The organism is Pseudomonas sp. RL_5y_Pfl2_69 (assembly GCF_963970465.1).
In the GTDB taxonomy this organism is placed as follows: Bacteria; Pseudomonadota; Gammaproteobacteria; order Pseudomonadales; family Pseudomonadaceae; genus Aquipseudomonas.
On record NZ_CAXAOU010000003.1, the window covers coordinates 344,943 to 371,518 of the forward strand.

Sequence of the window (26,576 nt, forward strand, 5' to 3'; positions counted from 1 at the left end):
TCTCCATGGGCGAAAGTATTCTCACCGCGCAGAACCTTAGCAAAGTGGTTCCCAGCGCGGAAGGCGAGTTAACCATCCTGCACCCCTTGAACCTTGAATTGAGCAAGGGCGACAGTCTGGCGATTGTCGGCGCATCCGGCTCGGGCAAGTCCACCTTGCTGGGTTTGCTGGCTGGCCTGGACCTGCCAAGCCAAGGTGAAGTGATACTGGCCGGTCGGGCCCTGAGCACACTGGACGAAGACCAGCGAGCCCGGGTTCGGGCCGAACACGTGGGTTTTGTGTTCCAGTCTTTCCAGTTGCTCGACAGTCTCAACGCCCTGGAAAACGTCATGCTGCCCCTGGAGCTTGAGGGCCGAAAGGACGCCCGCGAACATGCCCGCCATTTGCTGGAACGTGTCGGCCTGGGCCAGCGCCTGAGCCATTCACCGCGCCAGCTTTCCGGCGGTGAACAACAGCGGGTCGCCATTGCACGGGCATTTGCGGCCAACCCGGATGTGCTGTTTGCCGATGAACCCACCGGCAACCTGGACAGTCACACCGGCGAGCGCATCACCGACCTGCTCTTCGAACTGAACAAGGAACGCGGCACCACCCTGGTGCTGGTGACCCACGACGAACGCCTGGCCCATCGCTGCCGTCGCCTGATCCGCCTTGAAGCTGGCCATCTGGTCGGCCCTCTGGAGCCCTGATGGCACGCCTGCCGCTGTTGCGCCTGCTAAGCCTTGCCGTACGCCAATTGCTGCGCGATGCCCGCGCAGGCGAGTTGCGCGTGCTGTTCTTTGCCCTCCTGGTTGCGGTCGCAGCCAGCACCGCCATCGGTTACTTCGGTGCCCGCCTCAATGGCGCGATGCTGTTGCGCGCCACCGAGTTCCTGGGCGCCGACCTGGTGCTTGATGGCAGCTCCCCGGCCCGTGAAGAACAAATCAAGGCCGGTACCGATCTGGGACTCAAGCACGCTCGCGTGGTCGAGTTTGCCAGCGTGATCGCTACCGACAACGGCATTCAGCTGTCCAGCATCAAGGCGGCAGACGATGCCTACCCGTTGCGCGGCGAGCTGAAAAGCGCCCCCCAACCCTATGCCGAAGAACAACCCGGCGGTGGCCCCAGGCCCGGGGAAGCCTGGGCCGAAGCCCGACTGCTGACCGCCCTGGATCTCAACATCGGCGATCAAATCGATGTCGGCTCAAAAACCGTACGCATTTCCCGCGTACTGACTTACGAGCCTGACCGCGCCGGCAATCTGTACAGCCTTACCCCGCGGGTGCTGATCAACCTGGAGGATCTGGCCGCCACCGGGATCGTCCAACCGGGCAGCAGGGTCACCTATCGCGAACTGTGGCGAGGTGAAGCGCCAGCCCTTGAATCCTATCGAGGGTTAATCAAACCCGGCCTGGACCCCAACCAGCGCCTGCTGGACGGCCGTGATGGCAATCAACAAATCGGCGGGGCGCTGGGCAAGGCCGAGCGCTACTTGAACATGGCCAGCCTGGTGGCGGTCCTGTTGGCGGGCGTGGCCGTGGCGTTGTCTGCAACGCGCTTTGCCAATCGCCGCTTCGATGCCAGTGCCCTGCTGCGCTGCCTGGGCCTGTCGCGGCGCGAAACACTGTGGCTGTTCACCTTGCAACTGGCCGTGCTCGGGCTGCTGGCCAGCCTTGCAGGCGCCATGCTTGGCTGGCTGGCCCAGCTCGGACTGTTCGCCCTGCTGCACGACCTGCTGCCCTCTGACGTGCCGCCCGGCGGCCTGATGCCGGCGATCGCCGGGATGGGCACCGGGCTGGTGGCGCTGGCAGGTTTCGCATTGCCGCCACTGGCGGCACTGGGTCGCGTACCGCCGCTGCGGGTCTTGCGACGCGACATGCTGCCTATCCCGGCCAGCACCTGGACCGTCTACGGTGCGGCGCTGCTGGCACTGGGCCTGATCATGTGGCGCATGAGCCTCGATCTGGTGCTGACGTTCGCCCTGCTGGGGGGTGGCGTGATTGCCGCGCTGGTGCTGGGCGGCATCCTGCTGCTGGGCCTGCAAAGCCTGCGCCGCCTGCTGGCACGCGCCTCGCTGCCCTGGCGCCTGGGGCTGGGCCAGTTGCTGCGCCACCCGCTGGCAGCCGCGGGCCAGGCCCTGGCCTTTGGCCTGATCCTGCTGTCGATGGGCCTGATCGCCCTGCTGCGCGGCGAACTGCTCGACACCTGGCAAAACCAGTTGCCCAAGGACGCGCCCAACTACTTTGCCCTCAACATCCTGCCCGCCGACAAGGACGCATTCGGCGCCCACCTGATGACCCTGCAGGCTCAGGCTGCGCCGCTGTACCCGGTTATTCCGGGGCGCTTGATCAGTATCAATGGCGAGCCGGTGCAGGACATCGTCAGCAAGGACTCCAGCGGCGACCGGGCCATTCAGCGCGATTTGAGCCTGACCTGGGCGGCCAACCTGCCTGCGGACAACGAATTGACCGCAGGCACCTGGTGGACCCAACAGCCAGCCGCCGATGTACCCGGCGTCTCGGTCGAAGCCAAAGTCGCCGAAAGCCTGAAGCTGAAATTGGGCGATCGCCTGATCTTCACCGTGGCCGGGGTCAACCGTGAAGCACAGGTCACCAGTTTGCGCAGCATCAACTGGGACAACTTCCAGCCCAACTTCTTCATGATTTTCCAACCCGGCACCTTGCAGGACTTGCCGGCCACCTACCTCACCAGCTTTTACCTGGCTCCGGGGCACGACAAGGAAGTCATCGAGTTGTCGCGCCGCTTTCCGGCCGTGACCATTCTGCCCATCGATGCCCTGCTTGAGCAGTTGCGCAGCATCCTGGCGCAAGTGACCATCGCCGTGGAATACGTGCTGCTGTTCGTGTTGGCAGCGGGCATGGCGGTGCTGTTTTCCGGCTTGCAGTCCACCCTGGATGAACGCATTCGCCAGGGCGCCCTGCTCAGGGCATTGGGCGCCGAGCGGCAGTTGCTGATCAAGGCCAGGCGCATCGAGTTCGGCCTGCTGGGTGCCACCAGCGGCTTGCTCGCAGCGTTAGGCGCCGAGCTGGTCAGCCTGGTGCTTTACCGCTTTGCCTTTGACCTGCCGTGGTCCCCGCACCCGTGGCTGCTGCTGTTGCCGGTGCTGGGCGCCCTGATGGTGGGGGGTGCAGGCGTGTTTGGGACGCGCAGAGCGCTCAATGCCAGCCCGCTGACAGTGTTGCGCGAGGGCTGATAGACTCGCGCCCTCCTCTGCACACGGATTGCCCATGAGCCGCTATCGCCCTCCCCGCCCTGCCGGCACCGCGCTGATCACCCCTGAAGGTGAAGCGCGGATGCGCGCCGAGCTGCACGAGTTGTGGCACGTGCGCAGGCCCCAGGTGACGCAGTCTGTCAGCGAAGCCGCAGCCCAGGGCGACCGCTCTGAAAACGCCGAATACACCTACGGCAAAAAAATGCTACGCGAAATCGATAGCCGCGTGCGTTTCCTGACCAAGCGTCTTGAAAGCCTCAAGGTGGTCAGCGAAAAACCCAGCGATCCGAACAAGGTTTATTTCGGCGCCTGGGTCACCATTGAAGATGAAGACGGCAAACAGTCGCGCTACCGCATCGTCGGGCCCGATGAGCTTGACCTCAAGCAAGGCCTGATCAGCATCGACTCCCCACTTGCCCGGGCGCTGATCGGCAAGGCGCTGGATGCCGAAGTCCAGGTACAGACACCCACCGGGGAGCAGTGGGTGTACATCGTCGCGATTGACTACCCGTAGCGCTCAGGGTGCCGTGGCCTGTCGGTACTGACGCGGGGTGAAGCCGGTCAATGCCTTGAACTGTCGGGTGAACGCGCTGTGGTCGGTGTAGCCGCACTGCAGGGCAACTTCAGTGATGGGGATATCGGTCAGCAACAGCCGATGAGCATGCTCCAGACGAACCTTCTGAATCATCTGCCGCGGCGTAAGGTGGAACACCCGCTTGCAGTACCGCTCCAGTTGCGCCACTGAAATCCCGGCAATGCGCGTCAACTCGCCCAGGGTGACGCGACGGTTGAAATGCAGGCGGATGTGCTCGTCTACCGCCGCCAGCCGCTGATAGGCCGGGTGAGTGTCACTGGCCGACTGCAGGTCAACCGAAATCCCGGCCAGGCCGATGATTGCACCGTCCCGGTTGTACAGGGGGCGCTTGTGCGTCAGGCACCAGCCCGGCTCCCGGCTCCCGTACAAATGCAGTTCCAGCTGATCTTCCAGCACCAGCCCCTGCTCCAGCACGCGTCGATCCTGTTCGGTATAGCCAGGCCCCAATTGCTCAGGAAATACCTCGGCGCTGGTTTTGCCCAGCAGGGGTTGCAACTGCTTCAAGCCGCAACGCTGCACCAGCGTGCGGTTGGCCAAGACGTAGCGCGCCTGAATGTCCTTGATAAAGATCGCGGCATTGGGAATCACATCCAGCATCGGCAGCAAAAGCGCCACGCCTGACAGCAATTGTTCAAGGGTCTCGGGACGACTCAGGTCGCTCCCCTGGCACAGGGCTGCAAAAGCATTCTGCGTCATGAATCTCACTCCAAAACTGCACAACCTGTGCGAAACCAGCCTTGGGCCATTGTGCCGATTTCGTCATCGGCATCAACCGAAAAGATCAATCGCAAACCTCTTCAGGCCTTCAATCTAAAGACATTGCACACCTCCCGGCCGCTGCTCTCTTCTAATGGATAGGTTTATGAAGCAGGTACATATCATTGACTCACACACCGGCGGCGAACCCACCCGCCTGGTGATCAAAGGTTTTCCACAACTGTCCGGTCATACCATGGTCGAGAAGCGCGATGCCTTGCGCGACCAGCATGACCAGTGGCGCCGGGCCTGCCTGCTGGAGCCTCGCGGCAATGATGTACTGGTCGGCGCGCTGTATTGCGAACCGGTTTCGCCAGATGCCACCTGCGGCGTCATCTTCTTCAACAATGCCGGCTACCTGGGCATGTGCGGGCACGGCACCATCGGCCTCGTTGCCTCGCTGCACCACCTGGGCCTGATCGAGACCGGCGTGCACAAAATCGACACCCCGGTCGGCCCGGTCAGCGCCACCCTGCACGAGGATGGCAGCGTGACCGTGGGCAATGTGCCCGCTTACCGCTACCGCAAGCAGGTGGCCGTTGAAGTACCGGGGCACGGTCAGGTGTTCGGCGATATCGCCTGGGGCGGCAACTGGTTTTTCCTGGTTTCCGATCATGGCCATGCCCTGCAACTGGACAACGTCGAAGCCCTGACCGAGTACACCTGGGCGATGCTCAAAGCCCTGGAGGCCCAAGGTATCCACGGCGAAGACGGCGCCCTGATCGACCACATCGAACTGTTTGCCGACGACGACCAGGCAGACAGCCGCAACTTCGTCATGTGCCCGGGCAAGGCCTACGACCGCTCCCCATGCGGCACCGGCACCAGCGCCAAGCTGGCATGCCTGGCGGCCGATGGAAAACTGGCTCCAGGCCAGCCCTGGGTGCAAGCAAGCATTACCGCCAGCCAGTTCGTCGGCAGCTACCAGTGGGAAGGCGAACGTATCCGCCCGTTCATTACCGGCCAGGCCTTCATGACCGCCGACAGCACGCTGCTGATTGACGAAAAAGATCCTTTCGCGTGGGGCATTTAAGCCCCCGGTTCCACACCCGTCCGAATAAACGACTCCAGGAGTTACAACAATGAGCGACAACATTTTCACCGGCTGCATGCCTGCCCTGATGACCCCTTGCACCGCCCAGCGCAAGCCGGATTTCGACGCCCTGGTCGCCAAAGGCCGCGAACTGATCGACATCGGCATGAGCGCAGTCGTTTACTGCGGCTCAATGGGTGACTGGCCTCTGTTGACCGAAGCCGAACGTCAGGAAGGTGTGGCACGACTGGTGGCTGCGGGCATCCCGACCATCGTCGGCACCGGCGCCGTAAACAGCCGCGAAGCCGTGTCCCACGCAGCGCACGCAGCCAAGGTCGGCGCCAAGGGCCTGATGGTGATTCCGCGACTGCTGTCCCGCGCAGCCTCGCCTGCTGCACAAAAAGCCCATTTCGCCGCCATCCTGCAGGCGGCTCCAGAGCTGCCGGCGGTGATCTATAACAGCCCTTATTATGGCTTCGCCACCCGCGCCGACCTGTTCTTCGAACTGCGCCGCGAATACCCGAACCTGATCGGCTTCAAAGAGTTCGGCGGTGCTGCCGACATGCGTTACGCCGCCGAAAACATCACATCCAAGGACGATGACGTGACCCTTATGGTCGGTGTCGATACCCAAGTGGTCCACGGTTTCGTCAACTGCAACGCCACCGGCGCCATCACCGGTATCGGCAACGCCCTGCCACGGGAAGTGCTGCAACTGGTAGCCCTGAGCAAGCAGGCCGCCACCGGTGATCCCAAGGCCCGCCGTCTGGCCCGCGAGCTGGAAGCCGCCCTTGGCGTGCTCTCGTCATTCGATGAAGGCACCGACCTGGTGCTCTACTACAAGCACCTGATGGTGCTCAATGGCGACACCGAGTACACCCTGCACTTCAACGATACCGACGCGCTCAGCGATGCCCAGCGCCATTACGCCGAGAACCAGTACACCCTGTTCCGCCAGTGGTACAAAAACTGGTCCGCAGAACAGAGCGTCGCCTAAGGCTTCGCTGCACCCTCAAGCCCGCGGCGCACATCAGGTGCGCCGCCTTGCTCGCGCCCCAACCCATTCTCCCAGGAACACGTCATGACTCTGACAGGCAACATGCTGATCGGTCAGCAAGCCATCACCGGTAGCCGCGAAGCCATCCGCGCGATCAACCCCGCCACCGGCACTGCGCTCGATCCGGCCTACCCCGGCGGTACCGGCGAACATGTCGAGCTGGCGTGCGCCTTGGCCTGGGAAGCTTTTGACCGCTTTCGTGAAACACCCCTGGCGGCTCGCGCCACGTTCCTCGAAACCATTGCCGATGAAATCGAAGCCCTGGGCGATGAGTTGATCGACCGTGCCGTGAGCGAGTCAGGCTTGCCGCGCCCGCGCATCGTCGGTGAGCGTGGCCGGACCTGCCAGCAGCTGCGCACATTTGCCCGCACCGTGCGCGCCGGTGAATGGCTCGATGTCCGGGTAGACAGTGCCTTGCCAGAGCGTCAGCCCCTGCCCCGTTCAGACCTGCGTCAACGCCAGGTGCCCCTCGGGCCGGTGGCGGTGTTCGGTGCCAGCAACTTCCCGCTGGCCTTTTCCGTCGCGGGTGGCGACACCGCATCGGCCCTGGCCGCTGGCTGCCCGGTGGTGGTCAAGGCCCATAGCGCTCACCCCGGCACCAGCGAACTGGTTGGCCATGCGGTTGCACGGGCGGTGAAAAAATCGGGCCTGCATGCCGGTGTGTTTTCGCTGCTGTTCGGCTCCGGTCGCGAGGTGGGCATCGCCCTGGTCAGCGATCCCCGCATCAAAGCCGTCGGCTTTACCGGCTCTCGCAGCGGTGGCCTGGCCTTGTGCAAGGCGGCACAGGCGCGCCCCGAACCCATCCCGGTGTACGCGGAAATGAGTTCGATCAATCCCGTCGTGCTCTTCCCTGGCGCGCTACAGGCTCGCGGCGAAGCCCTGGCACAAGGCTTTGTGGCCTCCCTGACCCAAGGGGCTGGCCAGTTTTGCACCAACCCGGGGCTGGTCATTGCCCACCAGGGCCCCGCTCTGGATCTATTCATCAGCGCCGCAGCCGAGCGGGTAAAGAGCAGCCCTGCGCAGACCATGCTCACCCCCGGGATTTTCCAGGCATATGAAGCTGGCGTCGGCTCGCTGCACGAACTGAGCAGCGCGCAAGAAGCCGCAGCAGGCTTGAAAGGCGATACACCCAACCAATGCCAGGCTCACCTGTTCGTCACCCGGGCCCGGGACTTTATCGCCGATCCGGCGTTGCAGGCCGAGGTATTCGGGGCCGCGTCGCTGGTCGTGCAATGCGCCGATGATGAAGAAATCCGCCAGGTCTTCGAACACCTGGAAGGTCAGTTGACCATCACCCTGCAACTGGATGACGCAGACCTGGAAAGTGCCAGGGCCTTGCTGCCCATTCTGGAACGCAAAGCCGGACGCCTGCTGGTCAACGGCTGGCCGACCGGGGTTGAGGTGTGCGACGCGATGGTCCACGGCGGTCCTTTCCCGGCCACCTCGGACACCCGTACCACGTCGGTCGGCACTGCGGCTATCCTGCGTTTCCTGCGCCCGGTCTGCTATCAGGACTTCCCGGACAGCTTGTTGCCCAGCGCACTCAAGCATGACAATCCTCTGCAACTGCGTCGCCTGCTCGATGGCCACAGAGAAGCCCAACCCAATGCCTGATCATTTCAGCTCGAACAGCGCGCACCCGACCCCTGACATCGCAGTGGTCGGGGCTGGCATTATCGGCGTCGCCTGCGCCCTGCAGCTGGCACGCCAGGGCCTGCGGGTGGTGGTCATCGACCAACAGGAACCGGGCCAGGGTGCTTCGTTCGGCAATGCCGGGCACCTGGCAACCGAACAGGTATTCCCGATTGCCGACCTGTCCATTCTCAAGCGCTTGCCCGCCATGCTCATGGACCCGATGGGCCCCCTGCGCCTGGACTGGAAATACATGCCCCGCGCCCTGCCCTGGTTTACCCGCCTGCTGCTGAACCTGCGCCCGGCGCCATTCCAGCGCACCGTCGCCGGTATCCGCGCCCTCAACGAGAGCAGCCTGCTGGCCTGGCACCGGCTGCTCGACGGCATTGACTGCCCCGGTCTGATGAGGGAGGACGGCTCGTTGCTGGTCTACGAGCGACCTGAATCGCGCCCGGCGCTCGAAGCACTTCAGGCGCGTATGCGTCAGCAACAGGTACCGGTCGAGTTCTGGCAAGCCAGGGCGGTACACGAGACCGCACCGCAACTCAGCGAGCAGATTCAGGGCGGGTTGTTTTTTCCGGCTACCGGGCATTTTATCGACCCCTATCGCGTGGTCTGCGAACTGGTGAACGCCGCCAAAACCTGCGGTGTGCAGTTCCTCAAGCAACCGGTCACGGGCGGGCAACTGAGCGAAGCCGGCGTAAACCTGGTTACCCCTCAGGGCCGTGTGACGGCCCGGCGGGTAGTGATCGCCTGCGGCGCCCACTCGGCGAAACTCACTGCCGAGCTGACCGGCAAAAAGGTCCCTCTGGATACCGAGCGCGGCTATCACCTGATGCTGCCCCACGAACATGACCGGCTGCCTTTTGCCGTCACCTCGCTGGAGCGCAAGTTCATCATGACCCCGATGACTGACGGTCTGAGGCTGGCGGGTACGGTTGAGTTCGCAGGGTTGCAGGCGCCACCGAGCATGGAGCGCGCCTGGCAGCTGCATCGACTGAGCAAAGGGTTGTTCCGTCGGGACTTGAGCGCAGAAGCCGCCACGCCCTGGATGGGCTTTCGGCCGTCGCTGCCAGACTCGTTGCCGATCATCGACACCGTGTGCGACGGCAAGGTGCTGCTTGCTTTCGGTCATCAGCATCTGGGCCTGACCCAGGCAGCGGTGACTGCAGAAATGATTACGCAGTTGGCGGGGGCAACGAGTGCCCATGCGCTACCTGAGCTGCACCCTTACCGGCTGGACCGTTTCTGATCCCATCCGTAGCAGCTGCCGTAGGAACGAGGCTGCGTTCGGCTGCGAAGCAGTCGTAAAACCAGATATCGAGGTGGGTCAGGTAAAGCCCGGGCTCAGGATTTACGGTCGCTTCGCAACCGGACGCAGCCTCGTTCCTACGGCAGCTGCTACGGGGTTTGAGCCTCAACGCAGGGTTATCAGCCCCTGACGGCACACGCGGGTCAGGTGGTGAATCACTCGCTCGGCATCATCGGCGCCGGGGGACTGAATCACTGCCAGGTCGAAACTGTCAGCGGCAAATCGCGCCAGCTGATCACCCTCTTCCACAAACTGGATCAAAAACGCAGTAGCGCGCCCCTTGCGACGCGGCCAGCCATCCAGGCAACGCAGCAGTGTGGGCTGGTGTTTACCGCCCAGGAGGATTTTTGGATTGCGCAAGGCAGGACTGGCCGAGATCGGCGCAAGACGTACTAGGGGACGTGGGTGACTCATGTATCGGTTCTCCGCCTCAAGATTCTGCGTGGCAGGTGAGAGGCATCACCGAACCAGCGCTTTAGCGGTATTTCGAGGCGTGCTTCAAGCCTCTTAGACGGTCCCTGGACCCTCTGGCGCCCCGCAAGTAGCTGTTTAAATCGGCGCAAGAAAACATCCTAGATAAACCGGCTTACAACTGTCAACAATCCAGTAAAACGAAAAAGGCCCGCGCTGGGCGGGCCTTTTGGCGAACATTCGGTTTTCAGTCGGTTATCGCACGGTCAAGGGACACCTTGCCTGCACCTTCGAACAAGACCGCAATAGTGCCGCCCAGCAGGGCCAGGGCAAATTCATAACCGTTGTTGGCCATGAACAGTCCGTTGTGGATATGCACCGAGAAGATCGCCACCAGCAGGGTGAACGTCAGGCCCAATGCCGCAGGTCGCGCCAGCAGCCCCACGATCAGCGCCAGACCACCCAGAAACTCGGTACCGCCCGCCAGCGCTGCCATCAGCGTGCCCGGTGCCAGGCCGATGCTTTCCATCCATTGCGCGGTTCCTGCCAACCCGCCGCCGCCAAACCAGCCAAACAGTTTTTGCGAACCGTGAGCAGCAAAGATGATGCCTACGAAAATACGCAAAACAGTCAAACCATAACCTGCGCGGCTGCCCAGTACGGTATGGATCAATTTGCTCATGGTGGAATCCTTTAGGTAATCAGTTGGGGAATGCTCGCCATACTAATCAGTTTTTAGAATGTTAAAAGTCGAATAAACCCAAGACAACCATCAGTTTATTCGATTACTTGCGTGAGGCCAGTTCAGCTTTTGCGGGTTCCAGGGAGTCGCGCTCCCGATCAAAGGCCAAATAGTATTTATTCACGCTATTAACATAGCTGACAGCGCCCATTCCCACCTGCTCCATGGCAATACGTTCAACCTGAAAGAACCATTGATTGGGGTTCAATCCGCGCCGCCGGGCCTCGGCCCGCATGCCTTGTACCCGCTCGGGGCCCATGTTGTAGGCCGCCAGGACAAAGGCCATGCGCTCGCGCTCGTTGAGTTTGGGGCTGGCAAAGAACTTGCGACGGATCAAGGCCAGGTACCGGGCACCGGCCTGTACATTGTTATCGACGTTTTGAATATTGCTGACCCCCACCCGTTGCGCCGCAGAGGGGGTGATTTGCAACAGCCCCGTCGCCCCGCCAACGCCCTTGGCATTCGGGTCAAGGGTTGATTCCTTGAACGCCAGTGCCGCCAGGTTCAACCAGTCCATCCCCTGCTGCCGGGCATGCTTTTGCAACACCGGACGCAGTTTTTCAAGCTTCTGCCGGTCGGCTCGGGCCAAGGGGTAATGCACCCGGTACAAGCGGCGATAAACCCGCTCAAACGCCACATCCTGATCGGCCGGTGCCTTATAGCCGTCCAGAAAGCGGTCGATACTGGCACGCAACATCGAGGCATCACGGCGCACGTACCAGCGCATCGCTTCGGGTTCGCTGACCAGCACCTTGCGGTCAAAACGCAGCTTGGGCATCAACGTGGCCCAGCGCTCGGCAATCGGGCGCTCAACGATAGTCAGGTGAAAAATGCCTGCCTGCACCATTTCCAGCACATCTTCCACGGCCAGAGTCGGGTCTACCCATTCGATCCTGACCGGCGGCAATTTGCGCAGCGCCAGCTTTTGATTGATCAAATTGACCGCGGCACCCGCCGCACTGCCCGTGGTCAACGCCACCGTGCGTCCCGACAGCTGTTCCAGGTGGGTAAAGCGGCGCTCGCCCTTGACCCCCACCAGCAGCAACGGCACATCGTCGACGATCGGGTCACTGGCGCTGATGGCGCGGGTGGGCTTGAAATCGATCAGTTCCCCCGGCGCAACCACATCGCCTTCTCCACGGGACAAGGCGCCGAGAAGCTGGTCCTTGGCTTTGGGAATGATCTTGAGGGTGACTTCCTGGCCGTCGCGGGCATGGCTGTTGAGAAAGCGTTCATACGCCCGCAGACGGTGGTATTCAACGCCAATGGCCTGGCCTTGCACTTCACCCGAACTGTTGCGGCTTTGATTGACCAGCACCCGCAGCACCTGACTGCTGCGGATTTGCGCCAGATCGCGGACCTGACTCGGCTGCCCGACCTGCAAGGGTCCGGCCAGTCGTGCCAGTGCCGGGAGTGGCATCAGCATCAGGCACAGCGCAATCAATAGCGTCGGTCTTGTCATCCGTTCTCCGGAAAGAATACAGCCCAGCACCCTGTCGGATTAACCGACAACCGGTTGCCCTTTTTGGGGCTTTTAAGCGCTGGAAACAGCGCGCAAAACAGTCAATGCGCCCTGAAGAAAACCGGGCATTGCGTTGTTGCGGCATTCAAAGACAACCATAACTGTCTGTAGTTCTTGGTTTTTCTTATAAATCTACAGCTCTGATATGCTTCGCGGCTTGTGGCCTGAGGTAGCACCATGCAACTCATCGATATCGGCGTCAACCTGACCAATCCAAGCTTCGACGGCAAACACCAGGCGGTCCTGGACCGTGCTTACGCGGCTGGCGTGTGCCAATTGGTGCTGACCGGCACCAGCGTTGAAGGCAGCGAACAGGCCTTGCAACTGTGCCGCGAGCTGGATGAAAGCGGTCAGCGACTGTTCTCCACCGCCGGCATTCACCCGCACTCGGCCAGTGACTGGAACGGCGACAGCGCCCGACACTTGCTTGCCTTGCTCAAGGAGCCCGGTGTGTGCGCTGTCGGTGAGTGCGGCCTGGATTTCAACCGTGACTTCTCGCCCCGTGCCCAGCAGGAAAAAGTGCTGGAAGAACACCTGGCAATGGCTGTTGATCTGCAGTTACCGGTTTTTCTGCATGAGCGCGATGCCAGCCAGCGGTTACTGGAAATCCTGCGCGACTTCCGCGATCGCTTGCCCGCCGCCGTAGTGCACTGCTTCACCGGCGAGAAAAAGGCGTTGTTCAGTTATCTGGATCTGGACCTGCACATCGGCATTACCGGCTGGATCTGCGACGAGCGCCGCGGCACCCACTTGCACCCGCTGGTACGGGACATCCCCCGGGGTCGCCTGATGCTGGAAAGTGACGCGCCCTACTTGCTGCCCCGTACCTTGCGGCCCAAACCAAAAAATGGCCGTAACGAACCGGCTTACCTGACCGACGTATTGCGCGAAGTGGCCGTGCACCGTGGCGAGAGCGAACAGGACCTGGCTGAGCACACCACCGCGTGTGCGCGGGCGTTTTATGGGTTGCCGGTGGTCGCCTGATCTGAGTAGTCGCTGACGAGGAACGAAGGCTGCGAGCTTTTTGGTGAAGTGTCCCGGATACATTCCCAAACGCAGTCCTGATAGTTTTGCAACGACTGCGGAGCAGGCGAAAGCTCGCAGCCTTCGTTCCTCGTCAGCGACTACGAAGTTTGTCTCACCCGCAGGGTTGACCCACATCAACAAGATCGTCACTGAATAGCGGCACAATGATGGCACCTTGCCAATATTGTTTGCGCCAAATCAGAGAAGACCTCCCATGGGTACCTGGCTTAGCAACATCTCGCTCAAATACAAATTCTGGGCCGTCAACGGGGTGGCGTTTGTCACCACCCTGCTGCTGGTGCTTTACGCCGTGCAGCTTGAGCAACAATCGCGCAGCGCCGCCGCCCAGGCCAACGCCCGGGACCAGGCGCACTTGCTCAAGGCATGGCCCACCGGGCAACCCTTGCCTGAAACCCGGCACTTGCTGCGCCTTGAACCCAACCAGATCGCCAGCGTCGACGATCAACCCCTGCCACAGCTAAACAGCGCCAAGGGCTGGATTTCGATCAATCCCATGCCGCTGTTCGGCCACGATCTGTTGTTGGGCGCCGATGTGCTGACCCGCGATGACGGACAGAAAATCGCGGTACTGGCCTATACGCCAAGCCTGGCCCAGGTATTTGTCGAGCGACTGCCCAACTATGCAGGCGCAGTGCTGATCCTGATGCTGGCCATGCTCTGCGCCTCGCAATTGCTGATCCGCTTTCTGCTTAGCCAGCTCAATACCCTGAAAGACGTGATGTTGCATGTCGAGCAAACCGGCGACCTGTCCGCCCGGGTTCCCTTGGCCTGTACCGATGAAGTCGGGCAGATGGCCAGCGCCTTCAACGCCATGCAGGCCGGCTACCAGCGCGTGGTCAATACCGTGGCCGAAACCGCTGCGCAACTGGATGCCGGTGCCGCCCGCCTGGCCAGCAGCATGGACGAGGTACGCCACGGCATGCTCGGCCAGCAAAGCGAGACGGACCAGGCCGCCACCGCGATCAATCAAATGACGGCCACCGTCTATCACATTGCGCAACACGCGGGCGCCACCCGCGACCTGTCACAGACAGCAGACAACCTGGCCGGCAGCGGCCAGCAGGTGGTCAGCCGCGTGCAGCAATCCATCGCCAGCCTGTCCACCGGGGTGCAAACCACTGCCGAGATGATCCAGCAACTGGCCCAGGACAGTCAGAAGATCAACAGCGTCGTCAGTGTGATTCACAGCATTGCCGAACAGACCAACCTGCTGGCCTTGAACGCAGCGATTGAAGCCGCTCGCGCAGGCGAAATGGGCCGGGGCTTCGCCGTGGTCGCCGATGAAGTGCGGCATTTGGCCAAACGCGTGCAAACCTCCACCGACGAAATCACCACAATGGTCTCGGCCCTGCAGGCGGGCACCCGTGACGCGGTGGACTTCATGCAGGAAAGCTCGTTCAAGGCCGACGACTGCGTACAGCAGGCCCAGGAAGCGGGCGTGGCCTTGGCCGAAATCACCCATGCCGTGGCGCAGATGCGTGAAAGCAACACGCAGATTGCCGTGGCTGCCGAGCAGCAAAGCCAGGTGGCAGAAGAGATGAACCGCGCCGTGGTGAGCATCCGTGATGTCACCGAAAACACCGTGCAACAAACCGTCGAGTCGGCCACCACCAGCAATGAGCTGGCAACCCTGGCCGCTCAACTGAACATAGCCATTGGTCAGTTAAAACTATAAGGCCAATAGCCATTGTTGATTCGCCGTGGGGCGGCCATAAATCTATGATTTGTTTATCCGGTTCAGCGACAACTGAACCCTCGAACAAGGAGAGCAATCATGGGCAAACGTCATCCAAACTTACCGGCCTGGCAATGGCGCTCCAACCCGCAAAGCCATCAGGGCAGCACGCATCAGGCCATCAACCTGATCGCGATCCCCATTATGGTGGTGGCCTTTCTACTGCTGGTGTCGGGCGTGTTCAGTGAAAACGCCACGAGCGCGGTGATCGGCCTGGTTGCCTTGTTTGCGGCGCTGATCCTGCAACACCAGGGCCGCTCGCAAGAGAACAGCCAGACCTTCTGATCAGCCGAAGACGGCTACGGTCTGGCGACTGATTGCAATCAGCTCGCCACCCGGCGCCCACAGGTTGGCCGCCACATGGCCGTAGCCGTCACGGGCATGCTCGATGACCGCCAGGTACTTGCACCACTCCAGCGTGCTGGCCTTGGGCAATGGCTGCACAAATTCGATGGTCCAGGTCAGCGTGCTGCCCGCTGTCGGCTTGTTCAGCAGTGGCAGCAGCGCAGGTGGCCAGGCATCGACCAGTGCCAGCAAGTGGGTTTCAGTCAGGGGTTCATCCTGAACCTCCCCGGCAAGACGCACCCAACCCCCCATTTCGCGCGTCCCGCGGCCCGTAAACGGCAATGCGCCAACGGCCCAGGCCATGGACAGGTGCCCCATGAACTCCGGGGTGATGCCCTTGATGTAGGGCAAGAGCGGGCACTGCGCCACCGCTTTCATTTCCGGGGCCGGTACGCTGTCGACGCTCACCGCTGATTCCCTCGACGCGCCAAAACTGGCTTGCACCAGCGTCATCACTTGACCGTTCTGCACGGCGCGGCCCACGACCTGGCTGACGGCCCGGCCTTCGCGCAACACCTCGACCTCAAAGCTGATCGGCACATCGGCGGCAACCGGGCCCACAAAGCTCACTGCCAGCGAGCGCAAAGCCCGCTCGACAGACACATGGGCGCGCATGGCTTCGTACTGCAAGGCCACCACCAACCCGCCGAAGCTGGCACGTCCCTGCCCCCAGTCTGCCGGGATTGTGACGTTCAGGGGCGTGTTGCGCACCGCCGCAACCAATTCGCAAAACTGCATGAGCACCTCAAAACAGAAAAATATGACGGGATACTACCCATCGATCTGACTCTGCACAGTGCTGAATCGGACAAATATCAGGAGTGAAAGCACGCCGCACTCAATTTGATCAGCGCCTTGTCAGCCCGTTTTTCACCCCGTTCAAGGGTTGCCTGCCATTGAGCAACACAGGGCTGCAAATCGGCCTGCTGCTCGGCTTGCAACAACCACTGCCAGGCATCGTGCCACTCGCCCAGGGCCTGTTGCGCGCCCTTGAGTCGCGTCACCACCAGAGGCGGTAACTGATTCAACTCAGGGTAAGCCTCTGCGGCGTAGCGCACGCGCTTGATCAACAACCTGACACGATGGCGGTCATGGCCCGGATCATTGAGGGCGGCCTCCAGGGTTTGCCACTGTTTTTCCAGCACCTTTTCGATCCGCTTACGCAAACCGCGCAGCATGTTTTCACGCTCGGCGGCCCGCAGAAAGCGCGGAAACACATCAAGGATCATCAACAGCTGAGCCAGTTGCTCGCTGTCAGCCACCCGGGCGTAACTGCCGGACAACTGTTGCAGGCGCCGTTGTGCCTGAGTCGGGAAGCCCTGCTGCTGCAAGTGCGCCGCCAGCACTTCAAGGTCGCGCAAGGGGGTCGTCAACGTGCCCACCTGGGCCGCCGACATTTCCAGTTGCACCACGCCCGGCAACCCGCGCAATGGCCGCAGCAGGCTGCGCAAACGGCGAACCGTAGTGCGCAGATCATGCAGGGCCTCAGGGTCCGTGTCGGCTTCAAGACGCGCCTGGCAGGCCAGCAGCCTGACCTCCAGGCGCACAACGTTTGCAACAATCCGGTCAACCAGCTCAGACATCCTCACCCTCCACCTTCACTGCGCCGGCTCAACGTCCGGCGCGGGATTCACGAATATAGAAACGTGCCTTCTCGGCTTTTTTGGTGCAACCCTCAAAGGCTTCGAATTGCTGCTGGGTTTTGGCTGCGGTCAGCAAGGACAAGGCCTTGGAGTAGCTGACAGTACCGGCAAAACCTTCCGCCTTGGCCAGGTCCAGCTCATGCCAGGCCGCATCAAGGTTGGTCGCACACGTATCACGGTACGCCTTGGTGCCCGCACAACCTGCCAATGCCAGTGCAATCAACGGCACACAAATCCATGCTTTCATGTTGTTTTCCTCAGGAATAAAGGTTCAGTGCACTCTCAGACGAACAACCCGCCTAAAAGTGCCACAACGCCACAATCAAAAAACAGACAGCGCCTACCCATCATGGCTACAAGGCACTAGCCTAGCTTGTAGATACGCGTTCATGCCAAAAGCTGTCACTCAGGGCCACAAAAAGGCATTGTGGGTCATTGTCAGGCAAAGGTTGGGCTCATGAAAAAACGTATTGCATTGGTATTGGGCTCAGGTGGCGCACGGGGCTATGCCCATATTGGCGTGATTGAAGAGCTTGAGAGCCGGGGCTATGACATTGCCTGCATCGCCGGTTGCTCCATGGGCGCCGTGGTGGGCGGGATCTACGCCGCAGGCAAACTTGATGTGTATCGCGACTGGATTCAAAGCCTGGATTACCTCGACGTGTTGCGTCTGGTGGATGTCAGCTTTCGACTGGGAGCGATTCGTGGCGAAAAAGTCTTCGGCCAGATCCGCAACATGGTCGGCGAAATCAATATCGAAGACCTGCGCATCCCCTACACCGCCGTCGCCACCGACCTCACCCATCAGCAGGAGATCTGGTTTCAGGAAGGCTGCCTGCACCAGGCCATGCGCGCCTCGGCGGCGATTCCCAGCCTGTTCACCCCGGTGATGCAAGGCAACCGCATGCTGGTCGATGGCAGCCTGCTCAACCCGCTCCCTATCGTGCCGGTGGTCTCCAGCCATTGCGACCTGATCATCGCCGTCAACCTGAATTCATCCCATCCCAGCAACTACCAACTGCCTGTCATCCAGCGCCCTGCCGCGTTCAAAGGGCGCTTTGACAACCTGATGACTTCCCTGGGTTCGCGCATGCCGTTTCGCAACAAGCACGCCGAGCAATTGCTCAATCTGGAACAGGAGATGCTCAACCCGCTGGTCGAGCCCCTGACCAATCCCTGGCTCGACTCGGCGCAACCTGCCCGCCCTGCCGCCGCCCAAGGCTCGCCCAAGTCGGCCACCGGATCGGTGATCGTAGACAACGTCGGCCCGGCTTCGCTGCTGGACTTGATCAACCAGAGTTTCGAGGTGATGCAAACCTCACTGGCGCAATACAAGATTGCCGGTTACCCGCCCGATATCCTGATCAACGTGCCCAAGCGGGTGTGCCGGTTTTTCGAGTTCTACAAGGCTCAGGAGCTGATTGCACTGGGGCGCATGATTGCCAGGGACACCCTGGACCGTTACGAAAGGGACGAGGCGTCCAACAACCGATAACCGACCCCGGCCTCGGTCACGATAAACCGGGGCCGGGTCGGGTCATCCGCCAGTTTCTGGCGCAAATGGCCGACAACGATCCGCAGGTAATGGCTGTTCTCGACATGGGTAGGGCCCCAGATATCCTTGAGCAATTGCTGCTGGGTGATGACCCGTCCGGGATGGCGCGCCAGTTGTGCCAGCACCGCGTACTCCTTGCGCGTCAGCGCCACTTCGACACCGTCGAGCAACACCCGGCGAAAGGCCAGGTCAACGGTCAACGGGCCGAGTTCAAGCGCCGCCTCCTGAGCCTCACCCGCGGGTGCCTGACGCAGCAACGCACGAATCCGCGCCAGAAACTCCTGGATACCGAAGGGCTTGGTCACGTAATCGTTGGCCCCGCCGTCCAGCGCCTGGACTTTCTGCGCTTCACTGGCGCGCACCGACAGAACCAGTACCGGAATGCCGGACCACTCACGCAACTCACGCAGTACCTGCTGGCCGTCCATGTCCGGCAAGCCCAGATCAAGCACCATCACGTCGGGTCGCTTGAGGGCCGCCTGGCTCAGGCCCTCGGCGCCGGTCGCAGCCTCAAGCACGGTGTAGCCCTGGGATACCAGACTGATCCGCAGGAACTTGCGAATCTGCGGTTCATCATCGATGACCAAAATAGTCGCGCTCTGGCTCATGGCTTCGGATCGTGGCAAAGGAATGGCCCCAGAGTATCAGTCTTCACGTTCCGGTCCTTCATGCTCAAGGCCCGGCTGCGCGCTGACCGGTAGATACAAGGTGATGCACGTGCCCTGCCCGGCAATGCCGTCGCCGACCGTGATACGCCCGCCGTGGGCGCCTACCATGCCCTGGCAGATGGCCAGGCCGAGCCCGGTGCCCTGTCCGCCGCGATCGCCACGGGCAGCGGTGTAAAACATGTCGAATATCTTCGCCCGATCTTCCTCCGGGATGCCTGGCCCCTGGTCACTGACGGCAAACCACAGCTCACCCTCGTCTGCACCAGCCGTCAGTTGCAGCTGGCCGTGGGGCGGTGAAAAGCGCGCGGCGTTTTCCAGCACATTGACCAGTGCCTGTTCAATCAATGCACCGTGGACGTGGAGCAGCGGCAATTGCGGCGGCACATCCACCTGCACCTGCAAGGGCGCCAGCACCGCACGCAAGCGGTTCAGGGCACTGCCCGCAATGTCGGCGGGCGATACCCAGTCACGGGCCAGCTTCAAGGCACCGTGGCCCAGCCGGGTCATGTCCAGCAGGTTCTGGATATAGCGGTCCAGGCGCTCCGCCTCATCGCGGGTGCCTTCAAGCAATTCGCGCCGATCGGCCAGGGGAATGGCCTCGCCCAGTGCCAACAGGGTGTCGATACTGCCGCGCATGCTGGTCAGCGGCGTGCGCAGGTCATGGGACACCGACGCCAGCAGCGCGCTGCGCAACTGCTCGGTTTCGCCGTGCAGGCGTGCTGCTTCCAGGTCCTGGGCCAACCGTGCGCGCGCCAGCGCCTGGGCCAGGGGTTGGCTCAAAGCCATCAGCAAGCGACGGCGCTGGCCGCTAAGCGACTGCCCCTGCCTGGGGCACACGCCGAGCAAGGCCAGCGGCCCTTCCTCGGCGCTTATCGGCCACCACCACCAACGCCCCATCGGCAACGTCCCCGTGCCCTTGCCCGCGGGCTGGTCATGGCTCCAGGCCCAGTCCGCAGCGGCGCGCTCGGCTTCGGAAAACTGCAGCGGCCCGCCCGTTTCAATCTCCCAGCCACCCTCGCCATTGCGGTTGAGCAGGCACACATCCAGTTCTTTCCAGCCGCTCAAATGCTGACTGGCAGCGTTGACCACGGCCTTGCGGTCGGTGGCGGCGGTGAGCTTGCGCGACAGATCGAGCAGCTCGGTGGTTTCTTGCTGGGTATCGCGCAAGGCCTGCAATTGACGACGCTGACGGGCCGCCAGGTTGCCGGTCAACGCCGCCATCAGCAGAAAGAACACCAGGGTGAGCACGTCTTCTTCGCGCTGAATGCTGAAAGAAAAGTTGGGCGGGATGAACAGAAAGTCATAGGCCAGAAATGACATCGCCGCACAGGCCAGCGACGGCCCCAGGCTGCTGCGCACGGCAACCAGCAACACAGCGGCCAGAAACACCAGGGAGATATTGGGCAGGGCCAACACACTGGCCACCCCCCAGGCCAGGGCGCTGGCCAGTACCGTGGCAATCAGGGCCAGCCCATAGTCAAACCACACCAGCGAATGTTCACGACGGCTGACGGTCGGTGCGGGTGATTGCTCATTGTCGAGCACGTTGATTTCAAGGCCATGGGAGTCGCGCAACAAGCGCGCCGCCAACCCGCCACCGAACAGGCGTCGGCGCCACGTCAGCCGCGACTGGCCGACCAGCAGCAAGCTGGCACGGCGTTCAGCGGCGTGCTGGATCAGGGTCCTGGCCACTTCACCGGCACGCAGCAGGACCACTTCGCCCCCCAGGCGCTCGGCCAGTTGCTGGGCGCTTTGCAGGCGCAGGCGTGATTGCTCGTCGCGCACCGTGCCGTTGTCCACATGCACCAGGCTCCAGGGCAGATGCCGACGTTCCGCGACCCGGCTGGCGTGACGCACCAGGCGCTCGGCATGCTCATCGCCATCGATCCCGACCAGCAAGCGCCCGCGCAACGCCGGGGCCGACTGCCCCTGCTGGCGATAGCCCTTGTCCAGTTCATCATCGACGTACACCGCCGCCGTTTGCATCGCCAGTTCGCGCAGGGCGTTGAGGTTGGTCTGACTGAAAAACGCATCAATCGCCGCCCGCGCCTGTTCCGGCACATACACCTTGCCCTCGCGCAGGCGCTCCAGCAGTTCACGGGGCGGCAGGTCGATCAGCAACAGTTCATAGGCTTCCTGCACGATCCAGTCGGGCAGGGTTTCGCGCACCTGCACCCCGGTGATCCCGCGCACCTGATCATTCAGGCTTTCCAGGTGCTGGACGTTGACCGTGGTGTACACGTCGATCCCGGCCGCCAGCAGTTCCTGCACGTCCTGCCAGCGTTTGGCATGGCGGCTGCCGGGGGCGTTGCTGTGGGCCAGCTCATCGACCAGCACCAGCTTGGGCCTGGCGGCGAGCAGACCGTCGAGGTCCATTTCTTCGAGCTGCACGCCACGATATTCCGAGCGCAGCATGGGCTGCTGGGGTACGCCGTTGAGCAACGCCTCGGTCTCGGCGCGGCCGTGGGTTTCGACGACCCCGGCCAGCACCTGGACCCCTTGGCGCAGTTGAGTGTGGGCGGCTTGCAACATGGCGTAGGTTTTACCCACACCGGGTGCCGCGCCAAGGAACACCTTGAGCCGGCCACGGCCTGCGCGGGGCAAATCAGCTAACAGCGCATCGGCGCGACCGGAATGACTCATGGGTTTACCTGTAAATCGGGTGTGTGTATGTGACCTGTGGGAGCGGGCTTGCTCGCGATGCAAACAATGCGGTCGTCAGATAAACCGCAGTGCTGCCATCGCGAGCAAGCCCGCTCCCACACATGAAGGTGTCAGTTCTTGAGCTGCGCCAACGCCTGATTCAACAGCAATACGTTGACCACCGGCGGCCCCACCAGTGGCCGCTCGGTATGTTCAGCCACCAACTGCTCGACGGCCTGCACCGGCACATTGCGCGCGCCAGCTACACGGGCCAGTTGATAGCGTATTGCCTCTGGTGGCAAGTGCGGGTCCAGCCCGCTGCCCGAGGTGGTCAGCAACGCCAGGGGCACCGGGCCCTGCCCCGGCACGGCGAGCTGGGCGGCGCTGTCCTTGACCCGTGTGGCCAGCGCCGGGTTGCTCGGCGCCAGATTGCTGGCCGAACTGGCCACGGTGGCATAAGCCCCCGCCGATGGCCGCGGGTGAAACCAGGTGTCACCGCTGAAGTCCTGAGCGATCAGCGCCGACCCCAGCACCTTGCCGGCGCTGTCGCGCACCAGGCTGCCGTTGGCCTGCTCGGGGAACGCCAGTTGCGCAATGCCGGTGACGGTCAGCGGGTAGATCACGCCGGTTATGGCGGTCATCAACAGCATCAGGCTCAGGGCCGGACGTAGAAAAGTAGTCATGGTGTAACCCTCCAATGCTTAAACCAGATGCAGCGCTGTGAGCAGCATGTCGATCAGCTTGATGCCCACAAACGGCACCACCAGCCCGCCCACGCCATAGATCAGCAAGTTGCGACGCAGCAAGTGCGCGGCACTGGCCGCCTGAACGCGCACCCCACGCAATGCCAGCGGGATCAGCACCACGATGATCAGTGCGTTGAACACGATGGCCGACACAATTGCGCTTTGCGGGCTGCTCAGGCCCATCACGTTCAACACGCCCAGCTGCGGGTAGATCGAAGCAAACAACGCAGGCAGGATCGCAAAGTACTTGGCCACGTCGTTGGCGATCGAGAACGTGGTCAGCGCGCCACGGGTCACCAGCAACTCTTTGCCGATTTGCACCACATCCAGCAGCTTGGTCGGATCGCTGTCCAGATCGACCATGTTCGCGGCTTCCCGTGCAGCCTGGGTGCCGTCGTTCATGGCCATGCCCACGTCTGCCTGGGCCAGGGCCGGGGCGTCGTTGGCACCGTCACCGCACATGGCCACCAGTCGCCCGTCATTCTGTTCATGACGAATGCGTGCCAGTTTTTTCTCCGGCGTGGCCTCTGCCAGCACGTCATCCACCCCCGCTTCAGCGGCAATCGCAGCCGCGGTCAGCGGGTTGTCGCCCGTCACCATCACGGTGCGTATCCCCAGCTTGCGCAACTCGGCGAAGCGCTCGCGAATCCCCGGTTTCACCACGTCCTTGAGATGGATCGCACCCAGCAACTTGCCCTGGGCACAGACCAGCAACGGGGTACCGCCGCTCTGGGCGATCTTGTCGATTTCCCGCGACAGGGCCGGCAACAGTTCGCCCCGTGTGAGGCCGACAAACGCCAGCACCGAATCCACAGCCCCTTTGCGGTACACCTGGCCGTTGTAATCAATCCCCGACAGACGGGTTTCGGCCGTGAACGGCACCGCCGTGAAATCGGACACCGGCAGCTCGTCCAGGCTGTGCTGGCCCCGAATAAACTCGACGATGGACTTGCCCTCGGCCGTCTCGTCCGCCAACGAAGCGCGCAACGCGCCCTCTGCCAGCTCCCTGGCCGTCACGCCAGGGGTGGCATACAAGGCCGTGCAGCGACGGTTGCCGAAGGTGATGGTGCCGGTCTTGTCGAGCATCAGCACATGCACATCACCGGCCGCTTCCACGGCGCGACCGGACTTGGCGATCACGTTGAGGCGCACCAGGCGGTCCATCCCGGCAATCCCGATCGCCGACAGCAGCCCCCCGATGGTGGTCGGGATCAGCGTGACCAGCAGCGCCACCAGAAACACCAGCGGCAAGCTGCCACCGGCGAAGTAGGCAAACGGCTGCAAGGTCACGACCACGATCAGAAAGATCAGGGTCAAGCCGATCAGCAGGATATCCAGGGCCACTTCGTTGGGGGTTTTCTGGCGTTTGGCGCCTTCGACCAGCGCAATCATGCGGTCCAGGGTCGACTCGCCGGGGTTGGCGCTGATTTGCACCAGCAGCCAGTCACTGACCAGACGCGTGTTGCCGGTCACTGCCGAACGATCTCCTCCCGACTCGCGGATCACCGGCGCCGATTCGCCGGTGATTGCCGCTTCGTTGACCGCGGCAATCCCCGCAATCACCTCGCCGTCGCCAGGGATCATCTCCCCCGCTTCGACTCGCACCACATCGCCCTTGCGCAAACGGGTGGCCGGTACGACCTCGAAACTTCCCGCAGGGGTCCGACGACGAGCACTCAGGCCCACGCTGCCAGCCTTGAGGCTATCGGCACGGGCTTTGCCCCGACCCTCGGCCAGTGCTTCGGCAAAGTTGGCGAACAGCACGGTAAACCACAGCCACAGGGCGATTTGCACAGCCACCCCGGTGGGCACCGCAGGCTCGGGCACAAAGCACAGCACCGTGGTGAAAATCGCAGTCAGTTCAACCACCAGCATCACCGGCGAGCGCTTGAGCTGGCGCGGGTCGAGCTTGACGAACGCTTGCAGCAGCGCCGGGCGCCAGATATCGGCAAACGAAGTTTTCGGCGACTCGGGGGCCTTGGCCTCCGGGGTTGGCGTCAACGTTGAAACAGGAGCAGGCATAGTCATCATCGTCTCCTTAGAAGCCCAGGGTCAGTTGTTCAGCGATTGGGCCAAGGGCCAATGTCGGCAGAAAGGTCAGGCCGCCCACCAGCAAAATGGTCACGGTCAACAGGGCTACAAACAGCGGGCCGTGGGTTGGAAAACTGTTCTGGCCAATGGGTGCGGACTTCTTCAGCGCCAGGCTACCGGCCAACGCCAGCACCGGCAGGATGTAACCGAAGCGCCCGATCAACATGCCCAGCCCCAGCATCAGGTTGTAGAACGGCGTGTTGGCATTGAGTCCGGCAAAGGCTGAACCGTTGTTGGCACTGGCCGAGGTAAAGGCGTACAGCACCTGACTGAAACCGTGGGGCCCGGGGTTGCTGACCGAGGCCACGGCACTGGGCAGCACGGCCGCAATCGAACCCAGTACCAGCACGCCCACCGGCATCACCAGCAAGGTCACCACCAGCAGCTGGACTTCCCTGGCTTGCAGCTTTTTGCCCAGGTATTCAGGGGTGCGGCCAATCATCAGGCCGGCGAGGAACACGGCGATCAACACGTTGAGCAACATGCCGTAGAGCCCCGCACCGACGCCGCCGAAGATCACTTCGCCGACCATCATGTTGACCAGCGCCACCATCCCGGTCAGCGGGTTGAGGCTGTCGTGCATGCCGTTGACCGAGCCATTGGAGGCCGAGGTCGTGGTTTCGGTCCAGAGCACCGTGCCGGTTGTGCCGAAGCGCACTTCCTTGCCTTCCAGCGGTGCCGCCTGCTCAACCAGCGGGCTGTTGAGCGCCGGGTTCGGCTGATACTCGGCATACAGCGCAGTGCCGCCGCCGATCAGGAACAAGGCCAGCATGCAGGCCACAATCGCCCGGCTCTGGCGCAGATCCTTGACGTAGTGGCCGAAGGTGAACACCAGCGCCACCGGGATCAGAATGATCGAGGCCAGCTCGAACAGGTTGCTCCAGGCCGTCGGGTTCTCGAACGGATGTGCCGAGTTGACGCCGAAGAAACCACCGCCGTTGGTGCCCAGTTGCTTGATCGCGATCTGGCTGGCGGCCGGGCCCAGGGGGATGACTTGATCCACACCCTGCTGGGTGACGGCATTGACGTAATGGGCAAATGTTTGCGGCACGCCCTGCCAGACCAGAAACAGCGCCAGCACGACACACAGCGGCAGCAAGCCGTAGAGGGTGGCACGGGTCATGTCGACCCAGAAGTTGCCCAGGGTATGGGCCGAGCGACGGCTGATGCCACGGCACAGTGCAACCAGTACCGCCAGGCCGGTGGCGGCGCTGACAAAGTTCTGCACGGTCAAACCGGCCATCTGGCTGAAGTAGCTCAGGCTGGCTTCACCGCTGTAGCTCTGCCAGTTGGTGTTGGTGACAAAGCTCACGGCAGTGTTGAAGGCTTGCGTCCATTCCTGCCCCGGCAACTGCTGCGGGTTAAGGGGCAAATACTGCTGAAACAGCACAATTGCAAACAGCAGCACAAAGCCCATCAGGTTGAAGACCAACAGGGCCAGGGTGTATTTCTGACAGCTTTGCTCGATGCCGGGGTCTACCCCGGCGATGCGGTAGCACACCTTTTCGACGGGCCCGAACACCGGGGTCAGCCAGGTACGCTGGCCTTCCATTACCTTGTAGTAAAAGCGTCCCAGCCACGGCGCCGGTAACAGTACCAGGGCAAAGAAGGCGAGGATCAGCCCATAGTCATAACTGTGCATACCCGCTCCTAGTTCCGGTCTGCGCGCAACAGCGCAACCAGCAGATAAACGAACAGCGACACTGCCAGCAGCAGCGACACCCCATCCAGAACGCCCATGACAACTCTCCCAAAGCGGCACTTGCCGCGTATGGAGAGAGTGTGGGGAATGAGGGCGTAAAGGATCGAGATCGAGAGGGATGCGGGGGCGT

The 26,576-nt window shown here is 62.3% G+C and carries 24 protein-coding genes; 11 read left to right on the plus strand and 13 right to left on the minus strand.

From position 1 onward, the window contains the following. The first annotated feature begins 5 nt into the window (after positions 1–5). From AACY07_RS07705 to greB, 3 genes are read left to right on the plus strand one after another with little or no spacing between them, the layout of a single operon-like run. Positions 6–689, plus strand: coding sequence for an ABC transporter ATP-binding protein (locus tag AACY07_RS07705; RefSeq protein WP_133079363.1), 684 nt, complete (start codon positions 6–8; stop codon positions 687–689). Beyond that, positions 689–3,193, plus strand: coding sequence for an ABC transporter permease (locus tag AACY07_RS07710; RefSeq protein WP_339474231.1), 2,505 nt, complete (start codon positions 689–691; stop codon positions 3,191–3,193). Before AACY07_RS07705 ends, AACY07_RS07710 begins: the two co-directional genes overlap by 1 nt. A gap of 34 nt (positions 3,194–3,227) precedes the next feature. Beyond that, the gene (greB, locus tag AACY07_RS07715) at positions 3,228–3,725 is read left to right on the plus strand and encodes a transcription elongation factor GreB (RefSeq protein ID WP_133079361.1); all 498 of its coding nucleotides are present in this window, start codon (positions 3,228–3,230) and stop codon (positions 3,723–3,725) included. 3 nt (positions 3,726–3,728) lie between these two features. Here greB and AACY07_RS07720 read toward each other — a convergent pair whose 3' ends face one another. Continuing rightward, positions 3,729–4,502, minus strand: a complete 774-nt coding sequence (locus tag AACY07_RS07720) for a helix-turn-helix domain-containing protein (RefSeq protein WP_133079360.1) — start codon at positions 4,500–4,502, stop codon at positions 3,729–3,731. A 166-nt stretch (positions 4,503–4,668) separates the two neighbouring features. Between AACY07_RS07720 and AACY07_RS07725 the strand changes: the two genes are divergently transcribed. The 4 genes from AACY07_RS07725 (at position 4,669) to AACY07_RS07740 (ending at position 9,536) form a co-directional block, all read left to right on the plus strand. Next, positions 4,669–5,595 carry a 4-hydroxyproline epimerase gene (locus AACY07_RS07725; protein WP_339474233.1) on the plus strand — a complete coding sequence of 309 codons (927 nt, stop codon included), beginning with the start codon at positions 4,669–4,671 and terminating at the stop codon, positions 5,593–5,595. Between the two features lie 49 nt (positions 5,596–5,644). Continuing rightward, on the plus strand, positions 5,645–6,592 hold the full coding sequence (locus AACY07_RS07730; protein ID WP_339474235.1) for a dihydrodipicolinate synthase family protein: 948 nt from the start codon (positions 5,645–5,647) through the stop codon (positions 6,590–6,592). Positions 6,593–6,676: 84 nt separating this feature from the next. Next, positions 6,677–8,266: an aldehyde dehydrogenase (NADP(+)) gene (locus AACY07_RS07735; RefSeq protein WP_339474238.1), complete on the plus strand. Its 1,590-nt coding sequence runs from the start codon at positions 6,677–6,679 to the stop codon at positions 8,264–8,266. Then, on the plus strand, positions 8,259–9,536 hold the full coding sequence (locus AACY07_RS07740) for an NAD(P)/FAD-dependent oxidoreductase (RefSeq protein ID WP_339474240.1): 1,278 nt from the start codon (positions 8,259–8,261) through the stop codon (positions 9,534–9,536). The genes AACY07_RS07735 and AACY07_RS07740 overlap by 8 nt, the downstream gene beginning before the upstream one ends. Before the next feature lie 165 nt (positions 9,537–9,701). Here AACY07_RS07740 and AACY07_RS07745 read toward each other — a convergent pair whose 3' ends face one another. From AACY07_RS07745 to AACY07_RS07755, 3 genes are all read right to left on the minus strand, one after another. After that, entirely contained in the window at positions 9,702–10,010 is a 309-nt protein-coding gene (locus tag AACY07_RS07745) for a class I SAM-dependent methyltransferase (protein ID WP_133079355.1), read from the minus strand. Positions 10,011–10,254: 244 nt separating this feature from the next. Beyond that, positions 10,255–10,689, minus strand: a complete 435-nt coding sequence (locus tag AACY07_RS07750; protein ID WP_133079354.1) for a DoxX family protein — start codon at positions 10,687–10,689, stop codon at positions 10,255–10,257. 103 nt (positions 10,690–10,792) lie between these two features. Continuing rightward, positions 10,793–12,211, minus strand: a complete 1,419-nt coding sequence (locus tag AACY07_RS07755) for a transglycosylase SLT domain-containing protein (protein WP_339474243.1) — start codon at positions 12,209–12,211, stop codon at positions 10,793–10,795. Between the two features lie 237 nt (positions 12,212–12,448). Between AACY07_RS07755 and AACY07_RS07760 the strand changes: the two genes are divergently transcribed. The 3 genes from AACY07_RS07760 (at position 12,449) to AACY07_RS07770 (ending at position 15,338) form a co-directional block, all read left to right on the plus strand. Beyond that, on the plus strand, positions 12,449–13,255 hold the full coding sequence (locus tag AACY07_RS07760) for a TatD family hydrolase (RefSeq protein ID WP_326425842.1): 807 nt from the start codon (positions 12,449–12,451) through the stop codon (positions 13,253–13,255). Between the two features lie 256 nt (positions 13,256–13,511). Beyond that, positions 13,512–14,993 carry a methyl-accepting chemotaxis protein gene (locus AACY07_RS07765; RefSeq protein ID WP_339474246.1) on the plus strand — a complete coding sequence of 494 codons (1,482 nt, stop codon included), beginning with the start codon at positions 13,512–13,514 and terminating at the stop codon, positions 14,991–14,993. A gap of 99 nt (positions 14,994–15,092) precedes the next feature. Then, a complete protein-coding gene (locus AACY07_RS07770) occupies positions 15,093–15,338 on the plus strand; it encodes a terminase (protein ID WP_339474247.1) in 246 nt (81 codons plus the stop codon). Here the strand turns inward: AACY07_RS07770 and AACY07_RS07775 are convergent, their stop codons facing one another. From AACY07_RS07775 to AACY07_RS07785, 3 genes are all read right to left on the minus strand, one after another. Next, positions 15,339–16,136, minus strand: coding sequence for an acyl-CoA thioesterase (locus tag AACY07_RS07775; protein ID WP_339474249.1), 798 nt, complete (start codon positions 16,134–16,136; stop codon positions 15,339–15,341). 77 nt (positions 16,137–16,213) lie between these two features. Continuing rightward, entirely contained in the window at positions 16,214–16,981 is a 768-nt protein-coding gene (locus tag AACY07_RS07780) for a CHAD domain-containing protein (protein ID WP_133079348.1), read from the minus strand. Positions 16,982–17,009: 28 nt separating this feature from the next. After that, the gene (locus AACY07_RS07785; RefSeq protein ID WP_016780105.1) at positions 17,010–17,288 is read right to left on the minus strand and encodes a hypothetical protein; all 279 of its coding nucleotides are present in this window, start codon (positions 17,286–17,288) and stop codon (positions 17,010–17,012) included. Between the two features lie 210 nt (positions 17,289–17,498). Between AACY07_RS07785 and AACY07_RS07790 the strand changes: the two genes are divergently transcribed. Next, positions 17,499–18,536, plus strand: a complete 1,038-nt coding sequence (locus AACY07_RS07790; protein WP_133079347.1) for a patatin-like phospholipase family protein — start codon at positions 17,499–17,501, stop codon at positions 18,534–18,536. On the opposite strand, the gene AACY07_RS07795 is transcribed toward AACY07_RS07790, so the two are convergent. From AACY07_RS07795 to kdpF, 6 genes are all read right to left on the minus strand, one after another. Further along, positions 18,503–19,204, minus strand: a complete 702-nt coding sequence (locus tag AACY07_RS07795; protein WP_133079346.1) for a response regulator — start codon at positions 19,202–19,204, stop codon at positions 18,503–18,505. The two genes, AACY07_RS07790 and AACY07_RS07795, sit on opposite strands and share 34 nt — an antisense overlap. 36 nt (positions 19,205–19,240) lie before the next feature. Continuing rightward, positions 19,241–21,907, minus strand: a complete 2,667-nt coding sequence (locus tag AACY07_RS07800; protein ID WP_133079345.1) for a sensor histidine kinase — start codon at positions 21,905–21,907, stop codon at positions 19,241–19,243. A gap of 131 nt (positions 21,908–22,038) precedes the next feature. Next, the gene (gene kdpC, locus AACY07_RS07805; protein WP_133079344.1) at positions 22,039–22,590 is read right to left on the minus strand and encodes a potassium-transporting ATPase subunit KdpC; all 552 of its coding nucleotides are present in this window, start codon (positions 22,588–22,590) and stop codon (positions 22,039–22,041) included. A gap of 18 nt (positions 22,591–22,608) precedes the next feature. After that, complete coding sequence (gene kdpB / locus AACY07_RS07810) at positions 22,609–24,681, minus strand: potassium-transporting ATPase subunit KdpB (RefSeq protein WP_133079343.1); 2,073 nt, start codon at positions 24,679–24,681, stop codon at positions 22,609–22,611. A 10-nt stretch (positions 24,682–24,691) separates the two neighbouring features. After that, the gene (kdpA, locus tag AACY07_RS07815; protein ID WP_339474251.1) at positions 24,692–26,386 is read right to left on the minus strand and encodes a potassium-transporting ATPase subunit KdpA; all 1,695 of its coding nucleotides are present in this window, start codon (positions 26,384–26,386) and stop codon (positions 24,692–24,694) included. Positions 26,387–26,394: 8 nt separating this feature from the next. After that, positions 26,395–26,484, minus strand: a complete 90-nt coding sequence (kdpF, locus tag AACY07_RS07820) for a K(+)-transporting ATPase subunit F (protein WP_037032648.1) — start codon at positions 26,482–26,484, stop codon at positions 26,395–26,397. Between the last annotated feature and the right edge of the window lie 92 nt (positions 26,485–26,576).